Raw genomic sequence first — 18,320 nt, forward strand, 5'->3', positions numbered from 1 at the left:
TTTGGCCTGCTATTTGTTTATAACCGATTTGTGAGTATATTCGTTAACTCCAAAACAAACAAATATGAAAACCATAACCATCACATGCGACAACACCGGACAGGATTATAACATTGAACTGGGAACCACTTTGCAGGAAGTCAGGAAAATCGTCTTTCCGGAAAACCACGATAACATCCTGGGAGCTCTGGTAAACAACCAACTGCAAGACCTGCAGTTCATAGTCATGGCTCCCTTAGTCGTAAATTTTATAGACGTCACAACCCTCGATGGTTACAGCATTTATTCGCGTACCCTGATTTTTGTACTCTACAAAGCCATATCAGAGCTATTTCCTAAAAAGATACTTCGGGCAGAATACTTTATTTCCAACGGGATCTTCTGCCGGATAGGCAATAAAGACTTGCTGCTGACTCCGGAAGTGATAGAACGGATAAAGATGAAAATGCAGGAAATCATCAACCGGAACATTCCCATTATCCGGGAAGAAATCCCCACCCATAAGGCCGTACAACTTTTTCGCAGGAAGGGACTTAAAGATAAAGCGGAATTGATGGAAACCCGGGGAAAACTGTTCACCTCTCTCTACTATCTGGACGGCCTGCCGGACTACTTTTACGGCACACTGGCACCTTCTACCCGCTGTCTCAAGACTTTTGGCCTCGAACCTTACAAAAAAGGAATGCTCCTGCGACTGCCCAACCGGGCTTGTCCTTCCGAACTTCTGCCGGTACTGCCTCAGGATAATCTGTATCAGGTTTTCAGCGAACATAAACGCTGGGGAAAGATTCTGGAAATAACGGACATCGGACACCTCAACACCATTATTGAGAAAAAATACTCCGGACCCATGATTAAAATCAGCGAAGCCCTCCACGAAAAGAAAATATCCCAAATCGCCGATAAAATCAAAAACCTCCGGAGAAAAGTAAAGGTCATCCTCATTGCCGGCCCTTCCTCCTCCGGAAAAACCACCTTCGGGAAACGCCTGGCCATCCAACTGATGGTAAATGGGATTAAACCGGTCAACCTGTCACTTGACAACTATTTCGTCAACCGCGAACAAACCCCACGGGACGAAAAAGGAGAATATGACTATGAATGCATAGATGCCCTTGATATCAACACCTTCACAGACAACATCCAACGCCTCATGCAGGGTGAAGAAATCGAAATCCCTAAATTCTCCTTCGATACAGGCCAAAGATACTACGACGGAGAAAAACGCAAGCTTACTAAAAATAATGTCATTATCGTAGAAGGCATTCACGGACTGAATCCCAGATTAACCCAACTGCTTCCTCCGGAGTCTTTATTTAAAATCTTTGTTTCAGCCCTTACTTCCATTTCCATAGATAACCACAATCTCATCAACCCGGCAGACAACCGCCTCATCAGGCGCTTAGTCAGAGATTATAGATACCGCAACTATTCAGCCCTCGACACCATCAAACGCTGGGAAAGTGTCCTGACCGGAGAACAAAAACACATCGTACCTTATCAGGAAGAAGCAGATGCAATCTTCAACTCTGCCCTGATTTATGAATTGGGAGCCCTGAAAATCCAGGCAGAACCACTGCTGAGAGAAGTAACCCAACAATATCCTGAACATTCCAAAGCACTCCGGCTTTTAAAATTCTTTTCCTATATCCGGGCAGTGCCCACACGGGAAATACCTCCAACTTCCATTATCCGCGAATTTTTAGGCGGTAGCAGTTTCAAATATTAATCTTCTCTACGGCAATTCTTTGCATGAATATGAATCAGACAAAGAATTGCCGTCCGAACTTACTTTCTCTCCCAAACACACACTCTCTGCCGAGGTTTGCCCATTTTTAAGGAAACATTTTATACAATATTATAGATTAATTTAAAGTTTTTTATCTATATATTTTGTTTATATTTCCAAACATCTATATTTGTATTCTATTAATTTTTATGTTTTTAGGCATATATTATGACAAAGCAAATATTCCGCTCAGATTTACATACCCCATCAAAATCATATTCAAGGAACATCCCGTTGGAAGCCCGGATTGTTCATATTCTCTTCCTGACAGGATTGTTCCAGGCGGTATCTTTTCCAGCAGTTGCACCAGCCTCTCTTCCTGCATTATCTTCCCGAAGGTACAGAAACTTATCTCGCTTCGGGCCTATCGGGACTTTGTCTGCCCCGGACCAAAATAAAGATTGCCGACATCTTACTATTGCTCTTACATTCTGGTCCCTTGTTTCCGGGCTTCCAGGACAGCCCCGATACCCGAAGGGAGGCCCCTTTCCGGCAACTTCGCATGACAGACTCCGTGCTATTGCCTCTCTTATTTTCCTGCCTGTTCGTCAAAGACAGGTAAAGTAACAGAAAAATGAGGATTAGGAACATGTTGGGACTGAATAATCTTTTTCATCTTTTCTATCTTATCCGGATGTTGTTCTGCAACATCGTGATCTTCATGAATATCCGTAGCTAAATGATACAGAAAAGGGGTTCCTTTTTTCACCACCATCTTCCAGTCTCCCATACGGACAGCAATCTGGTCCGTTTCATTAAACTCCCAGTACAAAAATTCATGTTCCTCCTGCCCCTCTTTCCCCAACAAAGTCGGAGCAAAGGAAATTCCGTCAAAATAGTCCACCTTCTTTTTCTTATTGGCATACTTCTTCACATAATTTTTCACTCCTATCAATTCACAAAACGTCGGCATCAAATCATAAAACGCCAACTGATGCCCGTTCACTGTGCCCGCAGGCACTTTCCCGGGCCAACGGACAATAAAAGGAATACGGATTCCTCCTTCATAACACTGACGCTTTAATCCTCTAAGCTGGCCATCCCGTCCGAAAAAGACCGGGTCAGCACCTCCTTCTTCGTGAGGACCGTTATCACTGGTAAAAATCACAATGGTATTCTTCTCCAACCCCTTTTCCTTCAGTTTCTCCATCACCTCCCCCACGTAAGCATCCAATCGGGAAATCATAGCCGCAAACTGTGCATGGGTATGCACGGAAGGATTGTAACGGGAACCGGCAGAACCACCCCAAGTCTTGTCATGAAAGAACTTCTGCTGATAGCGTAATAAAATGGAATCTTCAGGCTGGACCAATTCAGCATGAGGTAAAGTGTAAGTAAAAATACCGAAAAACGGTTGTCTGCCATCCTGACGATCCAGCCATTTCATTGCTTCCTGATGAATCATATCAGCCGAATATTGTGAACGCTTAAAATATTCTTTGCCAAACATCGGGTATCGGATATTTTCCTCCATCACAACCCGCACAACACCCGTATCTCCCAATTGCTTGCTGTAGCGATTCAAGAAGTTAGGATAATGAAGATGAGCCTGAAACTGGCAAATATATCCGTAAAACTCATCTATACCGCGTTTATCAGGAGTAGAAACAGAACCTTCATAACCGCCCGCCCATTTTCCGAACATCCCGGTCGTATAGCCGTTATCTTTCATAATCTCAGGAATAATGACATGATCCGGGTCATAGGGATGCTGTCCGACAACGGAAAAATCTTCATTATTCCCGTACCTCACCATCGGCACCCCATTCCAGTATTCCTTATTGCCGCGTACCTCGCTATGCCCTGAATGCTGTCCGGTCATAAAGGCTGCCCGGGAAGGTGCGCTAACCGGACTACCGGCATAAGCCTGCGTAAAACGCATTCCCTCTTCCGCCATTCGGTCGATATGGGGTGTACTGATATAAGGCTGACCATAACACCCTAAATCTCCATATCCCATATCATCGCACATGATATAAATAATATTCGGTCGGTCCACTTTCTGGGCATATATTCCCGACAAAGGCAAAACCAACCCTCCACCTAAAAGAAAAAGTTTTTTACTAATCATACTGATTCGTTTATATTGACTATATCTATTTTATCCCCAGTCCAAGCACAAACCAAAACCGGTCAGACAAAACTATAAAAAATTAGGTTATATCCATCATTTCATCTGCAAACATCCTCCGCACAGGTTCATCACGGTCTTACATACAGTGAAATGCAACCCCGGGAAAACGATTTCCGTAAAACAGGAAATTCTTTACTCCACTTTATTATGAAACGGATGTATTTATTTCTTGTGTTGACCCACCTACTTGGAATGGCCTGCCAAAAAAAAGAAACCGTTCATCCCGGCCAGCATCCCCGTCCGGTAAAGGTCGTACAAGTAAAAAACCTCGGGACAATCACCCGCCAATACACCGGAGTCGTGGAGGCCAAAGAATTCAGCACACTGGCATTCAAAGTGCCCGGAACCCTGGAAGAACTCCGTTTCAGCACCGGCCAGCAAGTGAGGCAAGGCGAGGTAATCGCCCGCATCAAACCCTTTGATTACAACCAACAATACCGGACCGCAGAAGCCAATTATCAGCTTGCAAAATCCATTTACGAACGGAACAAACGGCTTTTTGCTTCCAACGCCGTGTCCCGGCAAAACCTCGAAATTGCCGAAGCCGATTACGTCAAAGCCGAATCCGCCCTGAATATAGCCCAAAGGACACTCGGTTATACCGTCCTCACTGCCCCTTTCAATGGTTTTGTTGAACAACGGTATGTGGAAAACTACGAAGAAATCACGGCAGGACAAGCCATCCTCCGGCTGGTGAATCCCGACAGCATTGAAGTCCGTTTCACCCTTCCAGAAACCAATATCTCCCTGCTTACCCTTCCTCAAAAAATATTCATTGAATTCGACTCACAAAAAGGGAAACTCTTTGCCTCGGATATAAAAGAATACATCTACTCCTCCGATGGCGGAGGCATACCGGTAACCCTGAACATCACCGACCAGTCGTTCCTTCCCTACCGGCCCTATGTTTTTCCGGGATTTTCCTGTAAAGTAATTTTCGAAATCGACAGTATGGTTTCCGACAAATTTCTGATTCCGGGCAGTGCTCTTTTTCAGGAAAACGACAAATACTATGTATGGATCATCCGTCCGGCAACCTTTTCCGCCCATAAACAGCAAGTAGATGTATCCTTCTACGGCAATCAGGCTTTTGTTTCAAAAGGACTGAGCAAAGACGACCGGATTGTTATTGCAGGAATCTCTGCCCTGCACGAAGGACAAAAAGTCAAACCAATAAACATCTAAATACAAAAATCATGAGCTTTCTAAAAGAATTCAAAACCTTCGCCATGCGGGGAAATGTAGTAGACATGGCAATAGGCATTATCATTGGAGGTGCCTTCGGAAAAATTGTCTCTTCACTGGTCAGCGACATCATTATGCCTCCCGTCGGCCTGCTCATCGGAGGAGTCCGGTTTCAGAATCTTAAAATCATACTCAAACAGGCACAAACAGACCCCGTCAACGGAAACGTGACAGAAGCCGTTAGCATCAATTACGGCAATTTTATCAACACGGCATTGGATTTTCTGATTATAGCCTTTGCCATTTTTCTTTTTGTAAAACTGATAAACAGTATGAAGCGTAAAGAAGAAGCACAACCTATTCCGCCGACAGCACCCGGAAAAGAGGAACAACTGCTGACTGAAATCAGGGATTTACTGAAAGAACAGAAACAACAATAAACGGTCACAAAAAACATCCCGGACACTGTCCGGGATGTTACTTAAAACAAGTTACCGAACCGGTATCCCACAGACAACTGGAATACATGGTTTTTATTATTTCCTCCCCCGAAATCCTTATCAAAAACATTGCTTAAACCGATATTATAACGGGCGGAAAACATAAGTTCATTCCAATTGTAAGAAAGTCCCATCGCAAAATTCACAGCCACCGTATTGGCATCACTGTTCACCCGATAAGTCGTGGTTTTGCCTCCGTCCTTTATCTTGGATTTTGCATTAAGCACAAATCCCAGTTCCGGTCCCAAGTCCACACTCAACTCATCCAATACGTATAACTTAGCCAGTATCGGAATATTCAGATAATTCACCCTCAACCGGGTTTTCACTCCGTTTTCCTTATCGCGTGCCCCCTGCCGGGAATATACCAATTCCGGCTGTACGGCAAAAAAGTCGTTGAATCTCAATTCAGCAAAACCGCCGACATGCACACTAAACTTATTCTTTGCATCCCAATTGGAAATATTGGTCACATTAAATCCAACCTTCGGACCGACCGTAATATCCATTTGTGCCTTTACACTGCCGGCCACCAAAATAGCAACCGCCAATACCAATAATTTTCTCATCTTTTTAGTCTTTTTTTAATTATACTTCATTTTTCAACAAAAACTATGCCTTCACATTACCACTCCATTTAACGCACCCCCGCTTCCAAAAGTTTCCCGGAGAACATCCCGGCATCCCCTTGATTTTAATTTCTCCGGGCACGTAAAAGTATAAAAATTCAGTATAAAACACTATCTTTGCAAATTCAAAATCAAACCAGAAAATATGCATAAAGCCGGATTCGTTAATATTGTAGGAAATCCCAATGTTGGAAAATCAACCCTCATGAATCGTCTGGTGGGTGAAAAAATTTCGATTATCACGTCGAAATCCCAGACCACCCGCCACCGCATAAAAGGCATTGTCAATACAGATGACTATCAAATCGTCTTTTCCGATACGCCGGGAATAGTCAAACCCAGCTATAAAATGCAGGAATACATGCTTGAATTTTCCAAATCGGCACTCACCGATGCCGACATCATCCTTTACGTAACGGACGTTGTGGAAAGCATAGAAAAAAATCTGGATTTTATAGAAAAAGTAAACAAATCCCAAACGCCGGTATTATTGGTTATCAACAAAATAGACCTGACCAACCAGGAAAAGTTGCTGGAATTATTCGATAAATGGAAATCCTTAGTGCCGACAGCTGAAATCTTTCCCTTATCCGCTACGGAAAATTTCAATGTAGACAACCTCTACAAACGAATCATCGGACTCCTCCCGGAAGGCGAACCCTATTTTCCAAAAGATGAACTGACCGACCTGCCCTCCCGCTTTTTTGTCAATGAAATTATACGGGAAAAGATCCTGCAAAATTACGATAAAGAAATCCCCTATTCCGTGGAAGTAAAAGTGGAAGAATTCAAGGAAGACGACAAGCGCATCAATATCATGGCCACCATTTATGTCGAACGTTCTTCCCAAAAAGGAATCCTCATCGGCAGCCAGGGAGAAGCTTTAAAAAAAGTAGGCACTGAAGCCCGGAAAGACATAGAAGCATTTTTCGGGAAAAAGGTATTCCTGAATTTATACGTCAAAGTACTGAAAGACTGGCGGAACAAAGACAATGAATTGAAAAATTTCGGATACGCAAACAAATAATTATGAGCAATATAGTAGCAATAGTCGGAAGACCTAACGTCGGAAAATCAACACTTTTCAACCGCCTCATCGGAACAAGGAAAGCAATCGTCAACGAAGAAAGCGGAGTAACACGCGACCGGAATTACGGCAAATCCCATTGGAACGGAAAAGAATTTTCCGTGATAGACACCGGAGGATATGTCTGCAACAGCGATGATATTTTTGAAGAAGAAATCAATAAACAAGTGCTGTTGGCACTTGATGAAGCCGACGTTATTCTGTTTATGGTTGATGCCGAAATCGGAGTGACCGACCTCGACCAGAACTTTGCCCGCCTGTTGCGCAACATAGAAAAGCCCATTTACTTAGTGGCCAACAAGGTAGACAACCTCGACCGCATGTACGAAGCACAGGAATTCTATCGTCTCGGTATTAAAAGCGATTTATTTTGCATCTCATCGGTCAGCGGTTCCGGAACAGGCGACCTCCTCGACCAGGTAATCTCCCACTTCCGGGAAGAAACGGTGGAGGACACCGACCACCTCCCGCGAATCACTATCGTCGGACGCCCCAACGTGGGAAAATCTTCCACGATTAATGCCCTCGTCGGACAAGAACGGAACATTGTAACCGATATTGCCGGTACTACCCGTGACACCCTGAACACCCGCTACACACAATTCGGTTACGACTTCATCCTGGTAGATACGGCGGGAGTCCGCAAAAAAGCTAAAGTCAGTGAAGACGTCGAGTTCTATTCGGTGATGCGCTCTATCCGGGCCATCGAAGATTCAGATGTCTGTATGCTATTGATTGACGCTACCCGGGGAATGGAAGCTCAGGACCTGAACATTTTCCACCTGATTGAAAGAAACCGGAAAGGAGTAGTCCTTGTTGTCAACAAATGGGACCTGATTGAAAAAGACGGCAAAACAATGATAGAGTATGAAAAAGAACTCCGGAACAAGATAGCCCCTTTCAAAGACGTAGATATCATTTTTGCCTCGGCCCTGACGAAACAACGACTGCTCAAAACGCTCGAAGCAGCCCTCCGCGTATTCAAAAACCGCCAGCAAAAACTGAAAACCTCAGAACTCAACCGCATTATGCTGGAAGCAATAGAAAACTATCCCCCACCCAGTCTGAAAGGGAAGTTCGTCAGGATCAAATACGTCACCCAACTGCCGACACATGCTCCCTCCTTTGCATTTTACTGCAACCTGCCGCAATATGTAAAAGACCCCTACAAACGGTTTCTCGAAAATAAAATCCGGGAAAACTGGAATTTCACCGGAGTTCCGATGCAAATCTTCATGCGAAAGAAATAATTTTTCTTTTCATCTTTTAATATTACCTTTGGGGGTGTTTTTCCAAAGCTATGGCAATGCAAAACAAAATAGAGCATGAAGGTATCATCCGAAGCATATCTTCCGAAACACTGGAAGTTGTGATCAACAGTCACTCTGCCTGCTCCGGATGTCATGCCAAAGGAGTTTGCGGAATGGCTGAAGTGAAACAAAAAATAATCACGATAAGCAAACCGGACGGAAATTTCCAGACAGGAGACAAAGTCATGGTATATGCTTCTACCGGAAATGCGGCATCTGCAGTCATTCTGGCATACGTCGTGCCCTCTGTCCTGATTCTGGCAGCCATTTTTATCCTCCAAAAAACAAGACACAGTGAACTCTATGCCGCTATAACCGGTTTAGGGGTAACAGCCCTTTACTTCCTGCTCCTATATTTCTTCCGGAAAAAAATCGGCAAACGCATAAAATTCAGCGTGACAAAAACAGACTATAATTAAACTTCAAATAATGAGTACAATTGTTATTACAATCATTTCGCTATGTGCTATCGGTATCATATCGGCAGTGATATTATATTTTGTAGCACAAAAATTCAAAGTGGAAGAAGACCCCCGTATAGACATTGTAGAGGGATTGCTTCCGGGCGCAAACTGTGGCGGCTGCGGCTATCCCGGCTGCCGGGGACTGGCCGAGGCTGCCGTAAAAGCAGACAGTCTGGAAGGAATTTTTTGTCCGGTCGGCGGTGCGGAAACGATGTCCAAAGTAGCCGGAGCACTGGGACGGGAAGTAAAAACAGAAGCTCCCAAAATTGCAGTCGTGAAGTGCAACGGCAGCTGTACCAACCGGCCCCGTACAAACTGCTACGACGGAGCCCGTTCCTGTGCCGTAGAACATTCCCTATATATCGGTGAAACAGGTTGTTCCTACGGCTGTTTAGGATGTGGAGACTGTGTGGCCGCTTGCCCCTTTGATGCCATTCACATGTCTCCGGACACCCAATTGCCTGTAGTGGAAGACGACAAATGTGTTGCTTGTGGTGCCTGTGTAAAAGCCTGTCCCCGCAACATCATCGAATTGCGCTACAAGGGACCTAAAAACCGGCGGGTGTTTGTTTCCTGTGTCAACAAAGACAAAGGGGGAATAGCACGCAAAGCCTGCAAAGTAGCTTGTATCGGTTGCGGTAAATGCGCAAAAGAATGTCCGTTCGGAGCCATTACCGTCGAAAACAACCTGGCTTACATAGACTTCACAAAATGTCGCTTATGCCGGAAATGCGTTGCAGTATGTCCGACCGGAGCCATTCATGAAGTCAATTTTCCTCCCCGAAAAACCGAAACCGATGCGGTAAAAGCCAACCCGGCAGCCCAATCGCCTCAACCCACTGCTCCGGCTGAAAACACCGGAACACTGAGCGACCAAACCGCTTTTACGGCCACCCGGGAAAAACCGGAGACATCCCCCGCTTCAGCCACCCAACCGGAAATCACGCAAAGCGATGCTATTCCGGAAGCCATTGGCACTATCCGGGAGAATCCCACCCTGCAAACACGGGAAGCAGTAGAAAAGCCCATGGCCCAAAACGAAATTCCGGCAACCCGGAAAATGCAAGAGGCCAGGAATGAAGAATCAGAAAAACAGAAATAATTCCAGTTCATAAATCTAAAATTTATACGCTGTGTTAAAGACATTCAGAATAGGTGGGGTTCATCCACCAGAGAATAAATTATCGGCAAGCGAAAAAATCCAGACCTTACCGGTTCCCGAACAGGTCACTATCCCGCTCAGCCAGCACATTGGAGCTCCTGCAACCCCTGTAGTTCAAAAGGGTGATACCGTAAAAGCCGGCCAGCTGATTGCCCAGGCAAATGGATTTGTATCGGCAAACATTCACAGCTCCGTCTCCGGAACAGTGGTTGCCATAGACAACATCACCGATGCCGCAGGTCTACCCAAACCGGCCATCACCATCCGGACCGAAGGAGACGAATGGATGCCGGAAATCGACCGCTCCGGAAAAGTGGAACACAACATCACCCTCTCTAAGGAAGAAATCGTAAAAGCAATTGCAGCTGCCGGCATTGTGGGAATGGGCGGCGCCACCTTCCCTACCCAGGTTAAATTGACACCTCCTCCCGGAAACAAAGCAGAATTCTTGATTATCAACGGAGTAGAATGCGAGCCTTACCTGACAGCCGACCACCGGGTGATGCTGGAAAAAGCCGAAGAGATCATCATCGGCGTACAAATCCTGATGAAGGCCATTGATGTAAAACAAGCCATCATCGGTATTGAAAACAACAAACAGGATGCTATTGCTCATCTGCAACAGACTGCCTCCAAAGTACTGGGAATTGAAATCTGTCCCTTGAAAGTAAAATATCCTCAGGGAGGTGAAAAACAACTGATTCAGGCAACAACCGGCCGGGCCGTCCCTTCGGGTGCACTACCGATTGCTGTGGGAGCTGTTGTCCAGAACATCGGCACCGCACTGGCAGTCTACGAAGCAGTCATGAAACACAAACCGCTGATGGAAAGAATAGTCACCGTTACCGGAAAGTCGGTTAAACATCCCGGCAACTACCTGTGCCGTATCGGAACTCCCGTATCGAAACTGATTGAGGCTGCCGGAGGAATTCCCGAAGACACGGGTAAAATCATCGGAGGCGGACCGATGATGGGACGCACGATGGTAAACGTGGATTCCCCTATAATGAAAGGTACCAGCGGCATCCTGCTCCTCAGCAGGAAAGAAGCCCTGCGGGAACCTGTACGCAATTGCATACGCTGCGGAAAATGTGTATCGGCATGTCCCATGGGCCTGGAACCCTATTTATTAGCCAAACTTTCTATGTTCAACCTATTGGAACGGATGGAAGAAGAAAAAATCATGGATTGCATCGAATGCGGATCCTGCAGCTTCACCTGTCCCTCCGCACGCCCCCTGCTGGACTACATCCGCATAGGAAAAAGCCGTACAGGTGCCATGCTCAGAAATAGAAAGAAATAATTGTTTAATACATTGAAATCATGAATTTATTAATATCCCCCTCTCCGCACGTACACAGTGGTGACACCATTGAAAAAAACATGTACGGAGTACTTATTGCCCTGATACCGGCCTTTATATGCTCTGTTTTGTTCTTTGGCATGGGCGCGGTTATTGTCACCCTGACCTCAGTGGCAGCCTGCGTATTCTTTGAATACATCATCCAGAAACTTTTATTAAAACAGCAACCCTCCGTTTTTGACGGTTCAGCGATCCTCACCGGCGTATTGCTGGCCTTCAACGTACCCTCCAATCTCCCGGTGTGGATTATCATCATCGGAGCCTTAGTAGCTATCGGTATCGGCAAAATGAGCTTCGGCGGATTAGGCTGCAACATCTTTAATCCCGCCCTCGTCGGACGGGTATTCCTGTTAATCTCCTTTCCGGTGCAAATGACCACCTGGCCCCTGCCACAAGGCTTTGCCGGTTCATACACCGATGCCCTGACCGGGGCCACACCCCTCGGAATGCTGAAAGAAGCCGTTAAAAGCGGACAATCCCTGACCGAATGGATGGCAGCAGGAACACTACCGGACTACAAAAACATGCTTTTAGGGAATATGGGCGGCAGCCTGGGAGAAGTGGCTGCATTAGCCCTGCTGGCAGGCTTCCTATTTATGCTGTTCCGTAAAATCATCACGTGGCACATACCGGTGACAATCTTCGCCACCATCATCCTGTTCAGCGGCATACTCCACCTCTGCAATCCGGACCATTTTGCTAATCCCCTGTTCCATCTTCTCTCCGGAGGTATGATGTTAGGAGCCATCTTTATGGCTACCGATTACGTCACCTCTCCGATGACCCCGAAAGGAATGATTATTTTCGGTGCAGGCATCGGTATTCTGACAGTGGTCATCCGTATTTTCGGCGCCTATCCCGAAGGAATGTCTTTTGCCATCCTGATTATGAACGCCTTTACTCCCCTAATCAACAGATATTGCAAACCGGCAAGATTTGCCTGAATCCCGAATCTAAAATACATTAAAATGGGAAAGAAATTAGAGTCAAACTTCATGAATATGGTGATAGTGCTGTTCGCTGTCACCTTGATTGCTTCTGCTGCCGTAGGTTATGTCTATACCCTGACCGCAGGCCCCATTGAAGCAGCTAAACAAGCCAAACAGACTAACGCCATCCGCCAAGTTATCCCCGGCGAATTTGACAATGATCCCGGCGCCGATATCTGGAAAATGAAAACACCAGACGGCGGGGAACTGGAATTCTATCCGGCCAAAAAGAATGGCGAAGCCGTGGGCACTGCCGTAAAAACTTATACCAACAACGGATTTGGAGGAACAGTATGGCTCATGGTCGGTTTTAACCCTGACGGCACTATCTCCAACTACTCCGTCCTGGAACACAAGGAAACTCCTGGATTGGGTTCAAAGATGGATTTCTGGTTCACCCGGAACGGAAAAGGAAATGTCATCGGTAAAAAACCAGGAACCCACGGTCTGAAGGTTACCAAAGACGGAGGAGATGTTGACGCAATCACCGCTGCCACCATTTCTTCCAGAGCTTTCTTAGATGCTGTCAACCGCGCAGCTGCCGGATTAGCCGGGACTGCTGATGCAACTTCAGGAGCTACACACCAAAACCAATAACTTCAATATCATGAACAATTTTAAAGTATTAACCAACGGCATATTCCGCGAAAACCCGACTTTCGCTCTGTTGCTGGGCATGTGTCCCACCCTGGGGGTAACCACCTCAGCCATCAACGGCATGGGGATGGGATTGGCTACAGCTTTTGTACTAATCATGTCCAACCTTGTCATTTCCTTAGTAGCCAATATCATTCCGGACAAAATCCGCATCCCGTCATTCATTGTCATCATTGCAGCTTTCGTCACGGTAGTGGATATGTGCATGGCTGCTTACCTGCCCTCCCTGCACGAATCCTTAGGATTATTCATTCCCTTGATTGTTGTAAACTGTATTGTACTGGGACGGGCTGAAGCCTTTGCATCCAAAAATAAAGCTCTTCCCTCTATGCTGGACGGACTGGGCATGGGCCTGGGATTCACCCTGAGCCTGACCCTTCTGGGAACCATCCGGGAACTGTTGGGTAGCGGAAAAGCATTCAATTTCCCTGTTTTCAACGAAAACTGGGGGATGCTCATCTTCGTGTTGGCTCCCGGAGCTTTCATTGCATTAGGCTATCTGATTGCCATTGTAAACCGCATCCGTAAGTAAAGCAAACTAACTAAAAAACTCACATCAACATGGAGTATATACTGATATTCATAGCGGCCGTCTTTGTAAACAACATTGTACTGGCCCAATTTCTGGGAATCTGTCCTTTTCTCGGAGTCTCCAAGAAAGTTTCCACCGCCCTGGGAATGACGGGCGCTGTCACCTTTGTTATGATTCTGGCCACCATCGTCACTTTTATCGTACAGAAAACGGTACTGGATCCGTTCGGCATCGGTTTCATGCAGACCATTACTTTCATCCTTATCATTGCCGCCCTCGTGCAAATGGTGGAAATCATCCTCAAAAAGGTAAGCCCCGCCCTGTACCAGGCCTTAGGAGTATTCCTGCCCCTGATTACAACCAACTGCGCCGTACTCGGTGTTGCCATCATGGTTATTCAAAAAGACTTCAACCTGTTGCAATCCGTAGTCTTTGCCGCTTCCACTGCCATCGGCTTCGGGTTAGCACTGACCATCTTTGCCGGCATCCGCGAACACCTGGAATTGGTTGCTGTACCCAAAGGCATGCAGGGTTCTCCCATTGCTTTGATTACAGCCGGCCTGCTGGCCATGGCTTTTATGGGATTCTCCGGAATCGTATAAACAGAACATGCATAAAAACAAACGGAGGGGTGCCGGATTCCGACATCCCTCCGTCTATTTCGGGCAAGTGTCTTTTATTTTCAACAATATATTTTAATTTTGCTACCTAATCCGAAAAAGAGTGAACGGGATGGAACTACCCTTAAAGCATCCGATTTTTAAGACACTGGCCACCATCGTGGCAGAACAGAACACAGAAGCCTACGTCATCGGCGGATATGTCCGCGATTTGCTGCTGGGCCGGCCTTCCCAGGACATAGATATTGTCGTTCACGGAAGCGGCATCGGACTGGCAGAAGCTGCAGCCCGGCGGCTGGGTAACCTCCCCGTCTCCGTCTTTAAGAATTTCGGAACGGCCATGTTCCGTTATAAAAGCATGGAAATCGAATTCGTAGGGGCCCGGAAAGAATCCTACCGGGCTAACTCCCGCAAACCGATTGTAGAGGAAGGCACCATCGACGACGACCAAAAACGCCGCGATTTCACCATCAACGCCTTAGCCATTTCCCTGAACAAACACGACTACGGCACCCTTATCGATCCGTTCGGCGGCTTGCAACATCTGGAACAACGCATCATCAAAACTCCCTTAGAACCGGGCATCACTTTCTCTGACGACCCGCTCCGGATGATGCGTGCCATCCGGTTTGCCTCACAGCTCAACTTCACCATCGAAAGAAACACCCTCCGGGGAATCAGCGAACAAGCCCGTCGCCTCCCTATTGTATCTCAGGAACGCATCATGGATGAATTCAATAAAATCATGCTTTCTCCCGAACCGTCCCGAGGCATACGCTTGTTGGAAGAAACGGGACTGCTGGAATTGTTTTTTCCCGAGCTGGTTGCCCTGAAAGGAGTGGAAACCGTCAATGGAGTCAGCCACAAAGACAATTTTCACCACACCCTCTCTGTACTGGACACCCTTTCCCTGCATTCCCGGGACCTATGGTTGCGTTGGGCAGCCCTACTTCACGATATTGGAAAGCCTGTAACGAAAAAATACGTCAAGGGACAAGGCTGGACCTTCTACGGCCACAACCACGTGGGCGAACGGATGGTTGCCAAAATCTTCAACCGGCTGAAACTGCCGCAAAACGAAAAAATGAAATACGTGCAGAAACTGGTTAATCTCCACATGCGGCCCATCGTCCTGGCAGAAGAAGCGGTCACCGACTCGGCAGTCCGCCGCCTGCTCTTTGATGCCGGCAACGACATCGATGACCTGATGACTCTTGCGGAGGCCGACATCACTTCTAAAAATGAAGAAAAAGTAAAACGCTTTCTTGCCAACTTCAAGATCGTACGCCGGAAACTGAAAGAAGTGGAAGAAAAAGATTCCATCCGGAACTTCCAACCGCCCGTCAGCGGCGAAGAAATTATCGCTACCTTCCATCTTCCTCCCTGCAAAGCCATCGGCGACATCAAAAATGCCATTAAAGAAGCCATCCTCGACGGCATTATCGGCAACAATCCCGAAGAAGCCCGCGCATATATGTTCAAAGTAGCAAAAGAAATGGGCATTCACACCCCGTAAATTCTTTCGGCAATGAGGTGTCTATAATAAAATAAAAGCCTTGGAAGAAAACGTTTTATCAGCAGAAAATTGAATATACACAGACCTGTGAGCATCCTCCGGTCAAACTTATTCCATTTTCTTCGGGACCACCACTTTCAACACGGATGGATGCATTTTCAAACGGATGGGAAAATCCATAAAATAGGCATCACCGTCCACATGTACGCGGTGAATGTCACCTTCTACCACTGCTTCCCTGCATTGAATTTCCTTATAATAAGACAATTTATAAATCCGGGAATTCATAAAGAAAATCAGGAACCACAGAATCTCAAAAAATGCCGGACGTTTCAGGATGCAGATATCCATCAACCCATCCCGCACGGAAGCATGGGGAGCAATACAGGCATTGTTGCCGTATTGGGAACTGTTGGCAAAGCTCAAAATAAAGCAGCTCACTTTCATTACTTTACCGTCACTGACCATCTTATATTTTTTCTCAGGATAGCGGAACCACAATTTTATGGCGGCATAAATATAAGACACGACACCCCTGATTTTCAAATTATTAAATTCATGGGCCACTTCCGCATCAAAACCCACTCCGCTCACGTTCAAAGAATATTTTCCGTTCATCTCCAGCACATCTATCCACGCATAGCGGTCGGTCAGGACCTGTTTCAAAGCCTTGGTCATAAAAACGGAATACCCCAGATGGCGGGCAAACCCGTTTCCGCTCCCTAAAGAAACAACGGCAAAAGCAATGTCACTGCCACACAACGCCCCTCCGACTTCATTGACAGTACCGTCCCCCCCAACCGCAACAATATGGGTATATTTCCGGGTGGAACGGGCCTCTTCCACCAGAATGCGGCCATGTCCCGCATATTCGGTAAAAACAATATCGTAATCCACCTGCCCGTACTCCGGTATTCTCCTGATTTTCTCCGGCAACTCTTTCCCTAACCCCAATCCGGATATCGGATTGACAATGAATAATATACGCATAAAAATAAAGTTAAAGGCTGCTATCTAACGCCCTATCCCGTAATAAGTATATCCAAACTCCTTCATCTGCTCCGGATTGTATATATTCCGGCCGTCAAAAATCACTTTTTCCTTCAGAGCCTTTTCTATGTAGGTAAACTTGGGAACCTTAAATTCCTGCCATTCCGTTACCACTACCATGGCATCGGCTCCCCGCAATGCATCGTACATATTGGCTGCATACCGGATGCGGTCTCCAATCCTACGGCGGCATTCCTCCATTGCCACCGGATCGAAAACCGTCACTGTAGCCCCAGCCTCCAACAAATGGTGGATGAGCACCAAAGAAGGAGCCTCCCGCATATCATCGGTAGCCGGCTTGAATGCCAGCCCCCACAGTCCGAAATGCCGGCCTTTTAAATCGTAGCGGTAATGCCTGCTAATTTTTTCAAAAAGCACGGTCTTTTGCCTCTCGTTAACCCGTTCCACCGCCTTCAGCACTTCCATGGGATAGCCCCGGTCCTCACCGGTCTTCACCAACGCTTTTACATCCTTGGGAAAACACGACCCCCCATATCCGCAACCGGCATTCAGGAACTTCCTGCCAATTCTCGTATCACTGCCTATTCCCCTTTTGACACATTCCACATCAGCCCCCACCAGTTCGCACAGATTCGCGATATCATTCATAAACGAAATCCGGGCGGCCAACATCGAATTAGCTGCATATTTCGTCATTTCAGCCGAAGGAATATCCATAAAATAAATGGGTATATTGTTTAATATGAAAGCATGATAAAGACGCTCCATGACCTTGGCAGCACGGTCCGACTCAACGCCTATCACCACCCGGTCAGGCTTCATGAAATCATTTACGGCATCCCCTTCCTTCAGGAATTCCGGATTGGAAGCCACGTCAAATTCCACTTTCACACCCCGCTCATCCAAAGCCCGGCGGATGGTCTCTTCCACTTTCCGGTTGGTTCCCACAGGCACTGTCGACTTCGTTACCACCACCATGTAATTTTCCATCAGTCCTCCGATCTCTCTCGCCACCCCCAACACATACCTCAAATCAGCACTGCCATCCTCATCGGGAGGAGTACCCACGGCAATAAAAACCACATCAGCACGCACCAACGCCTCTTTCAGGGAAGTAGTAAAAAACAACCGTTCATCTTTCCGGTTCCGGACAATCAATTCCGTCAAACCCGGTTCGTAAATCGGACATTCTCCCCGGTTCAGCATTTCGATTTTCAATGCGTCCACATCCACACAAGTAACCGTAATTCCGGTTTCAGCCAGGCACGTTCCGGACACCAATCCGACATATCCCGTTCCGACAATAGCTATTTTCATAAAAGGTCCTGAAATGTTTTTACAAGTTCACAAATTTACACCATAAATCGGAGAA

At 46.5% G+C, this 18,320-nt stretch carries 17 protein-coding genes; 13 read left to right on the top strand and 4 right to left on the bottom strand.

Going from position 1 to position 18,320, the window contains the following annotated elements; all coding sequences use genetic code 11:
- Positions 1 to 64 precede the first annotated feature (64 nt).
- Positions 65 to 1,729 (top strand): nucleoside kinase, encoded by a 1,665-nt coding sequence (locus tag D1136_RS07740; RefSeq protein ID WP_161877064.1) that lies wholly within the window; start codon positions 65 to 67, stop codon positions 1,727 to 1,729.
- A gap of 589 nt (positions 1,730 to 2,318) precedes the next feature.
- Here the strand turns inward: D1136_RS07740 and D1136_RS07745 are convergent.
- A complete protein-coding gene (locus tag D1136_RS07745) occupies positions 2,319 to 3,860 on the bottom strand; it encodes an arylsulfatase (protein WP_161877065.1) in 1,542 nt (513 codons plus the stop codon).
- 210 nt (positions 3,861 to 4,070) lie between these two features.
- On the opposite strand from D1136_RS07745, the gene D1136_RS07750 reads away from it, so the two are divergent.
- Together D1136_RS07750 and mscL are read left to right on the top strand one after the other, a co-directional pair.
- A complete protein-coding gene (locus D1136_RS07750) occupies positions 4,071 to 5,108 on the top strand; it encodes an efflux RND transporter periplasmic adaptor subunit (RefSeq protein WP_161877066.1) in 1,038 nt (345 codons plus the stop codon).
- Positions 5,109 to 5,119: 11 nt separating this feature from the next.
- A complete protein-coding gene (mscL, locus tag D1136_RS07755) occupies positions 5,120 to 5,548 on the top strand; it encodes a large-conductance mechanosensitive channel protein MscL (protein WP_161877067.1) in 429 nt (142 codons plus the stop codon).
- A 41-nt stretch (positions 5,549 to 5,589) separates the two neighbouring features.
- Here the strand turns inward: mscL and D1136_RS07760 are convergent, their stop codons facing one another.
- Positions 5,590 to 6,177, bottom strand: coding sequence for a porin family protein (locus D1136_RS07760; protein ID WP_161877068.1), 588 nt, complete (start codon positions 6,175 to 6,177; stop codon positions 5,590 to 5,592).
- Between the two features lie 205 nt (positions 6,178 to 6,382).
- On the opposite strand from D1136_RS07760, the gene era reads away from it, so the two are divergent.
- From era to D1136_RS07810, 10 genes are all read left to right on the top strand, one after another.
- On the top strand, positions 6,383 to 7,264 hold the full coding sequence (gene era / locus D1136_RS07765) for a GTPase Era (RefSeq protein ID WP_161877069.1): 882 nt from the start codon (positions 6,383 to 6,385) through the stop codon (positions 7,262 to 7,264).
- A 2-nt stretch (positions 7,265 to 7,266) separates the two neighbouring features.
- On the top strand, positions 7,267 to 8,574 hold the full coding sequence (der, locus tag D1136_RS07770) for a ribosome biogenesis GTPase Der (protein ID WP_161877070.1): 1,308 nt from the start codon (positions 7,267 to 7,269) through the stop codon (positions 8,572 to 8,574).
- A 56-nt stretch (positions 8,575 to 8,630) separates the two neighbouring features.
- Complete coding sequence (locus D1136_RS07775; RefSeq protein WP_237567020.1) at positions 8,631 to 9,053, top strand: SoxR reducing system RseC family protein; 423 nt, start codon at positions 8,631 to 8,633, stop codon at positions 9,051 to 9,053.
- A 10-nt stretch (positions 9,054 to 9,063) separates the two neighbouring features.
- A complete protein-coding gene (locus tag D1136_RS07780; protein ID WP_161877072.1) occupies positions 9,064 to 10,200 on the top strand; it encodes a Fe-S cluster domain-containing protein in 1,137 nt (378 codons plus the stop codon).
- Positions 10,201 to 10,231: 31 nt separating this feature from the next.
- Positions 10,232 to 11,563, top strand: a complete 1,332-nt coding sequence (gene rsxC / locus D1136_RS07785; RefSeq protein WP_161877073.1) for an electron transport complex subunit RsxC — start codon at positions 10,232 to 10,234, stop codon at positions 11,561 to 11,563.
- 20 nt (positions 11,564 to 11,583) lie between these two features.
- Complete coding sequence (locus D1136_RS07790; RefSeq protein ID WP_161877074.1) at positions 11,584 to 12,567, top strand: RnfABCDGE type electron transport complex subunit D; 984 nt, start codon at positions 11,584 to 11,586, stop codon at positions 12,565 to 12,567.
- Between the two features lie 24 nt (positions 12,568 to 12,591).
- On the top strand, positions 12,592 to 13,209 hold the full coding sequence (locus tag D1136_RS07795; protein WP_161877075.1) for an RnfABCDGE type electron transport complex subunit G: 618 nt from the start codon (positions 12,592 to 12,594) through the stop codon (positions 13,207 to 13,209).
- A 10-nt stretch (positions 13,210 to 13,219) separates the two neighbouring features.
- Complete coding sequence (locus D1136_RS07800) at positions 13,220 to 13,801, top strand: RnfABCDGE type electron transport complex subunit E (RefSeq protein WP_161877076.1); 582 nt, start codon at positions 13,220 to 13,222, stop codon at positions 13,799 to 13,801.
- A gap of 29 nt (positions 13,802 to 13,830) precedes the next feature.
- Complete coding sequence (gene rsxA, locus D1136_RS07805; protein WP_161877077.1) at positions 13,831 to 14,403, top strand: electron transport complex subunit RsxA; 573 nt, start codon at positions 13,831 to 13,833, stop codon at positions 14,401 to 14,403.
- A 130-nt stretch (positions 14,404 to 14,533) separates the two neighbouring features.
- Entirely contained in the window at positions 14,534 to 15,937 is a 1,404-nt protein-coding gene (locus D1136_RS07810) for a CCA tRNA nucleotidyltransferase (protein ID WP_161877092.1), read from the top strand.
- Between the two features lie 108 nt (positions 15,938 to 16,045).
- Here D1136_RS07810 and D1136_RS07815 read toward each other — a convergent pair whose 3' ends face one another.
- Both D1136_RS07815 and D1136_RS07820 read right to left on the bottom strand, forming a co-directional pair.
- Positions 16,046 to 16,927 carry a diacylglycerol kinase family protein gene (locus D1136_RS07815; protein ID WP_161877078.1) on the bottom strand — a complete coding sequence of 294 codons (882 nt, stop codon included), beginning with the start codon at positions 16,925 to 16,927 and terminating at the stop codon, positions 16,046 to 16,048.
- Positions 16,928 to 16,951: 24 nt separating this feature from the next.
- Positions 16,952 to 18,265, bottom strand: coding sequence for a UDP-glucose/GDP-mannose dehydrogenase family protein (locus tag D1136_RS07820; protein ID WP_161877079.1), 1,314 nt, complete (start codon positions 18,263 to 18,265; stop codon positions 16,952 to 16,954).
- Positions 18,266 to 18,320: the final 55 nt, after the last annotated feature.

Origin of the sequence: Odoribacter sp. Z80, assembly GCF_009935865.1 — a bacterium.
Taxonomy (GTDB): domain Bacteria; phylum Bacteroidota; class Bacteroidia; order Bacteroidales; family Marinifilaceae; genus Odoribacter.

Excerpts from the sequence above, each read along its gene's own strand:
- mscL (WP_161877067.1), top strand. The coding sequence starts at position 5,120 with ATGAGCTTTCTAAAAGAATTCAAAACCTTCGCCATGCGGGGAAATGTA.
- D1136_RS07820 (WP_161877079.1), bottom strand. The coding sequence starts at position 18,265 with ATGAAAATAGCTATTGTCGGAACGGGATATGTCGGATTGGTGTCCGGA.
- D1136_RS07815 (WP_161877078.1), bottom strand. The coding sequence starts at position 16,927 with ATGCGTATATTATTCATTGTCAATCCGATATCCGGATTGGGGTTAGGG.
- D1136_RS07790 (WP_161877074.1), top strand. The coding sequence starts at position 11,584 with ATGAATTTATTAATATCCCCCTCTCCGCACGTACACAGTGGTGACACC.
- era (WP_161877069.1), top strand. The coding sequence starts at position 6,383 with ATGCATAAAGCCGGATTCGTTAATATTGTAGGAAATCCCAATGTTGGA.
- rsxA (WP_161877077.1), top strand. The coding sequence starts at position 13,831 with ATGGAGTATATACTGATATTCATAGCGGCCGTCTTTGTAAACAACATT.
- D1136_RS07780 (WP_161877072.1), top strand. The coding sequence starts at position 9,064 with ATGAGTACAATTGTTATTACAATCATTTCGCTATGTGCTATCGGTATC.
- D1136_RS07740 (WP_161877064.1), top strand. The coding sequence starts at position 65 with ATGAAAACCATAACCATCACATGCGACAACACCGGACAGGATTATAAC.
- D1136_RS07760 (WP_161877068.1), bottom strand. The coding sequence starts at position 6,177 with ATGAGAAAATTATTGGTATTGGCGGTTGCTATTTTGGTGGCCGGCAGT.
- D1136_RS07800 (WP_161877076.1), top strand. The coding sequence starts at position 13,220 with ATGAACAATTTTAAAGTATTAACCAACGGCATATTCCGCGAAAACCCG.
- D1136_RS07745 (WP_161877065.1), bottom strand. The coding sequence starts at position 3,860 with ATGATTAGTAAAAAACTTTTTCTTTTAGGTGGAGGGTTGGTTTTGCCT.
- D1136_RS07750 (WP_161877066.1), top strand. The coding sequence starts at position 4,071 with ATGAAACGGATGTATTTATTTCTTGTGTTGACCCACCTACTTGGAATG.
- D1136_RS07775 (WP_237567020.1), top strand. The coding sequence starts at position 8,631 with ATGCAAAACAAAATAGAGCATGAAGGTATCATCCGAAGCATATCTTCC.
- D1136_RS07795 (WP_161877075.1), top strand. The coding sequence starts at position 12,592 with ATGGGAAAGAAATTAGAGTCAAACTTCATGAATATGGTGATAGTGCTG.
- der (WP_161877070.1), top strand. The coding sequence starts at position 7,267 with ATGAGCAATATAGTAGCAATAGTCGGAAGACCTAACGTCGGAAAATCA.
- D1136_RS07810 (WP_161877092.1), top strand. The coding sequence starts at position 14,534 with ATGGAACTACCCTTAAAGCATCCGATTTTTAAGACACTGGCCACCATC.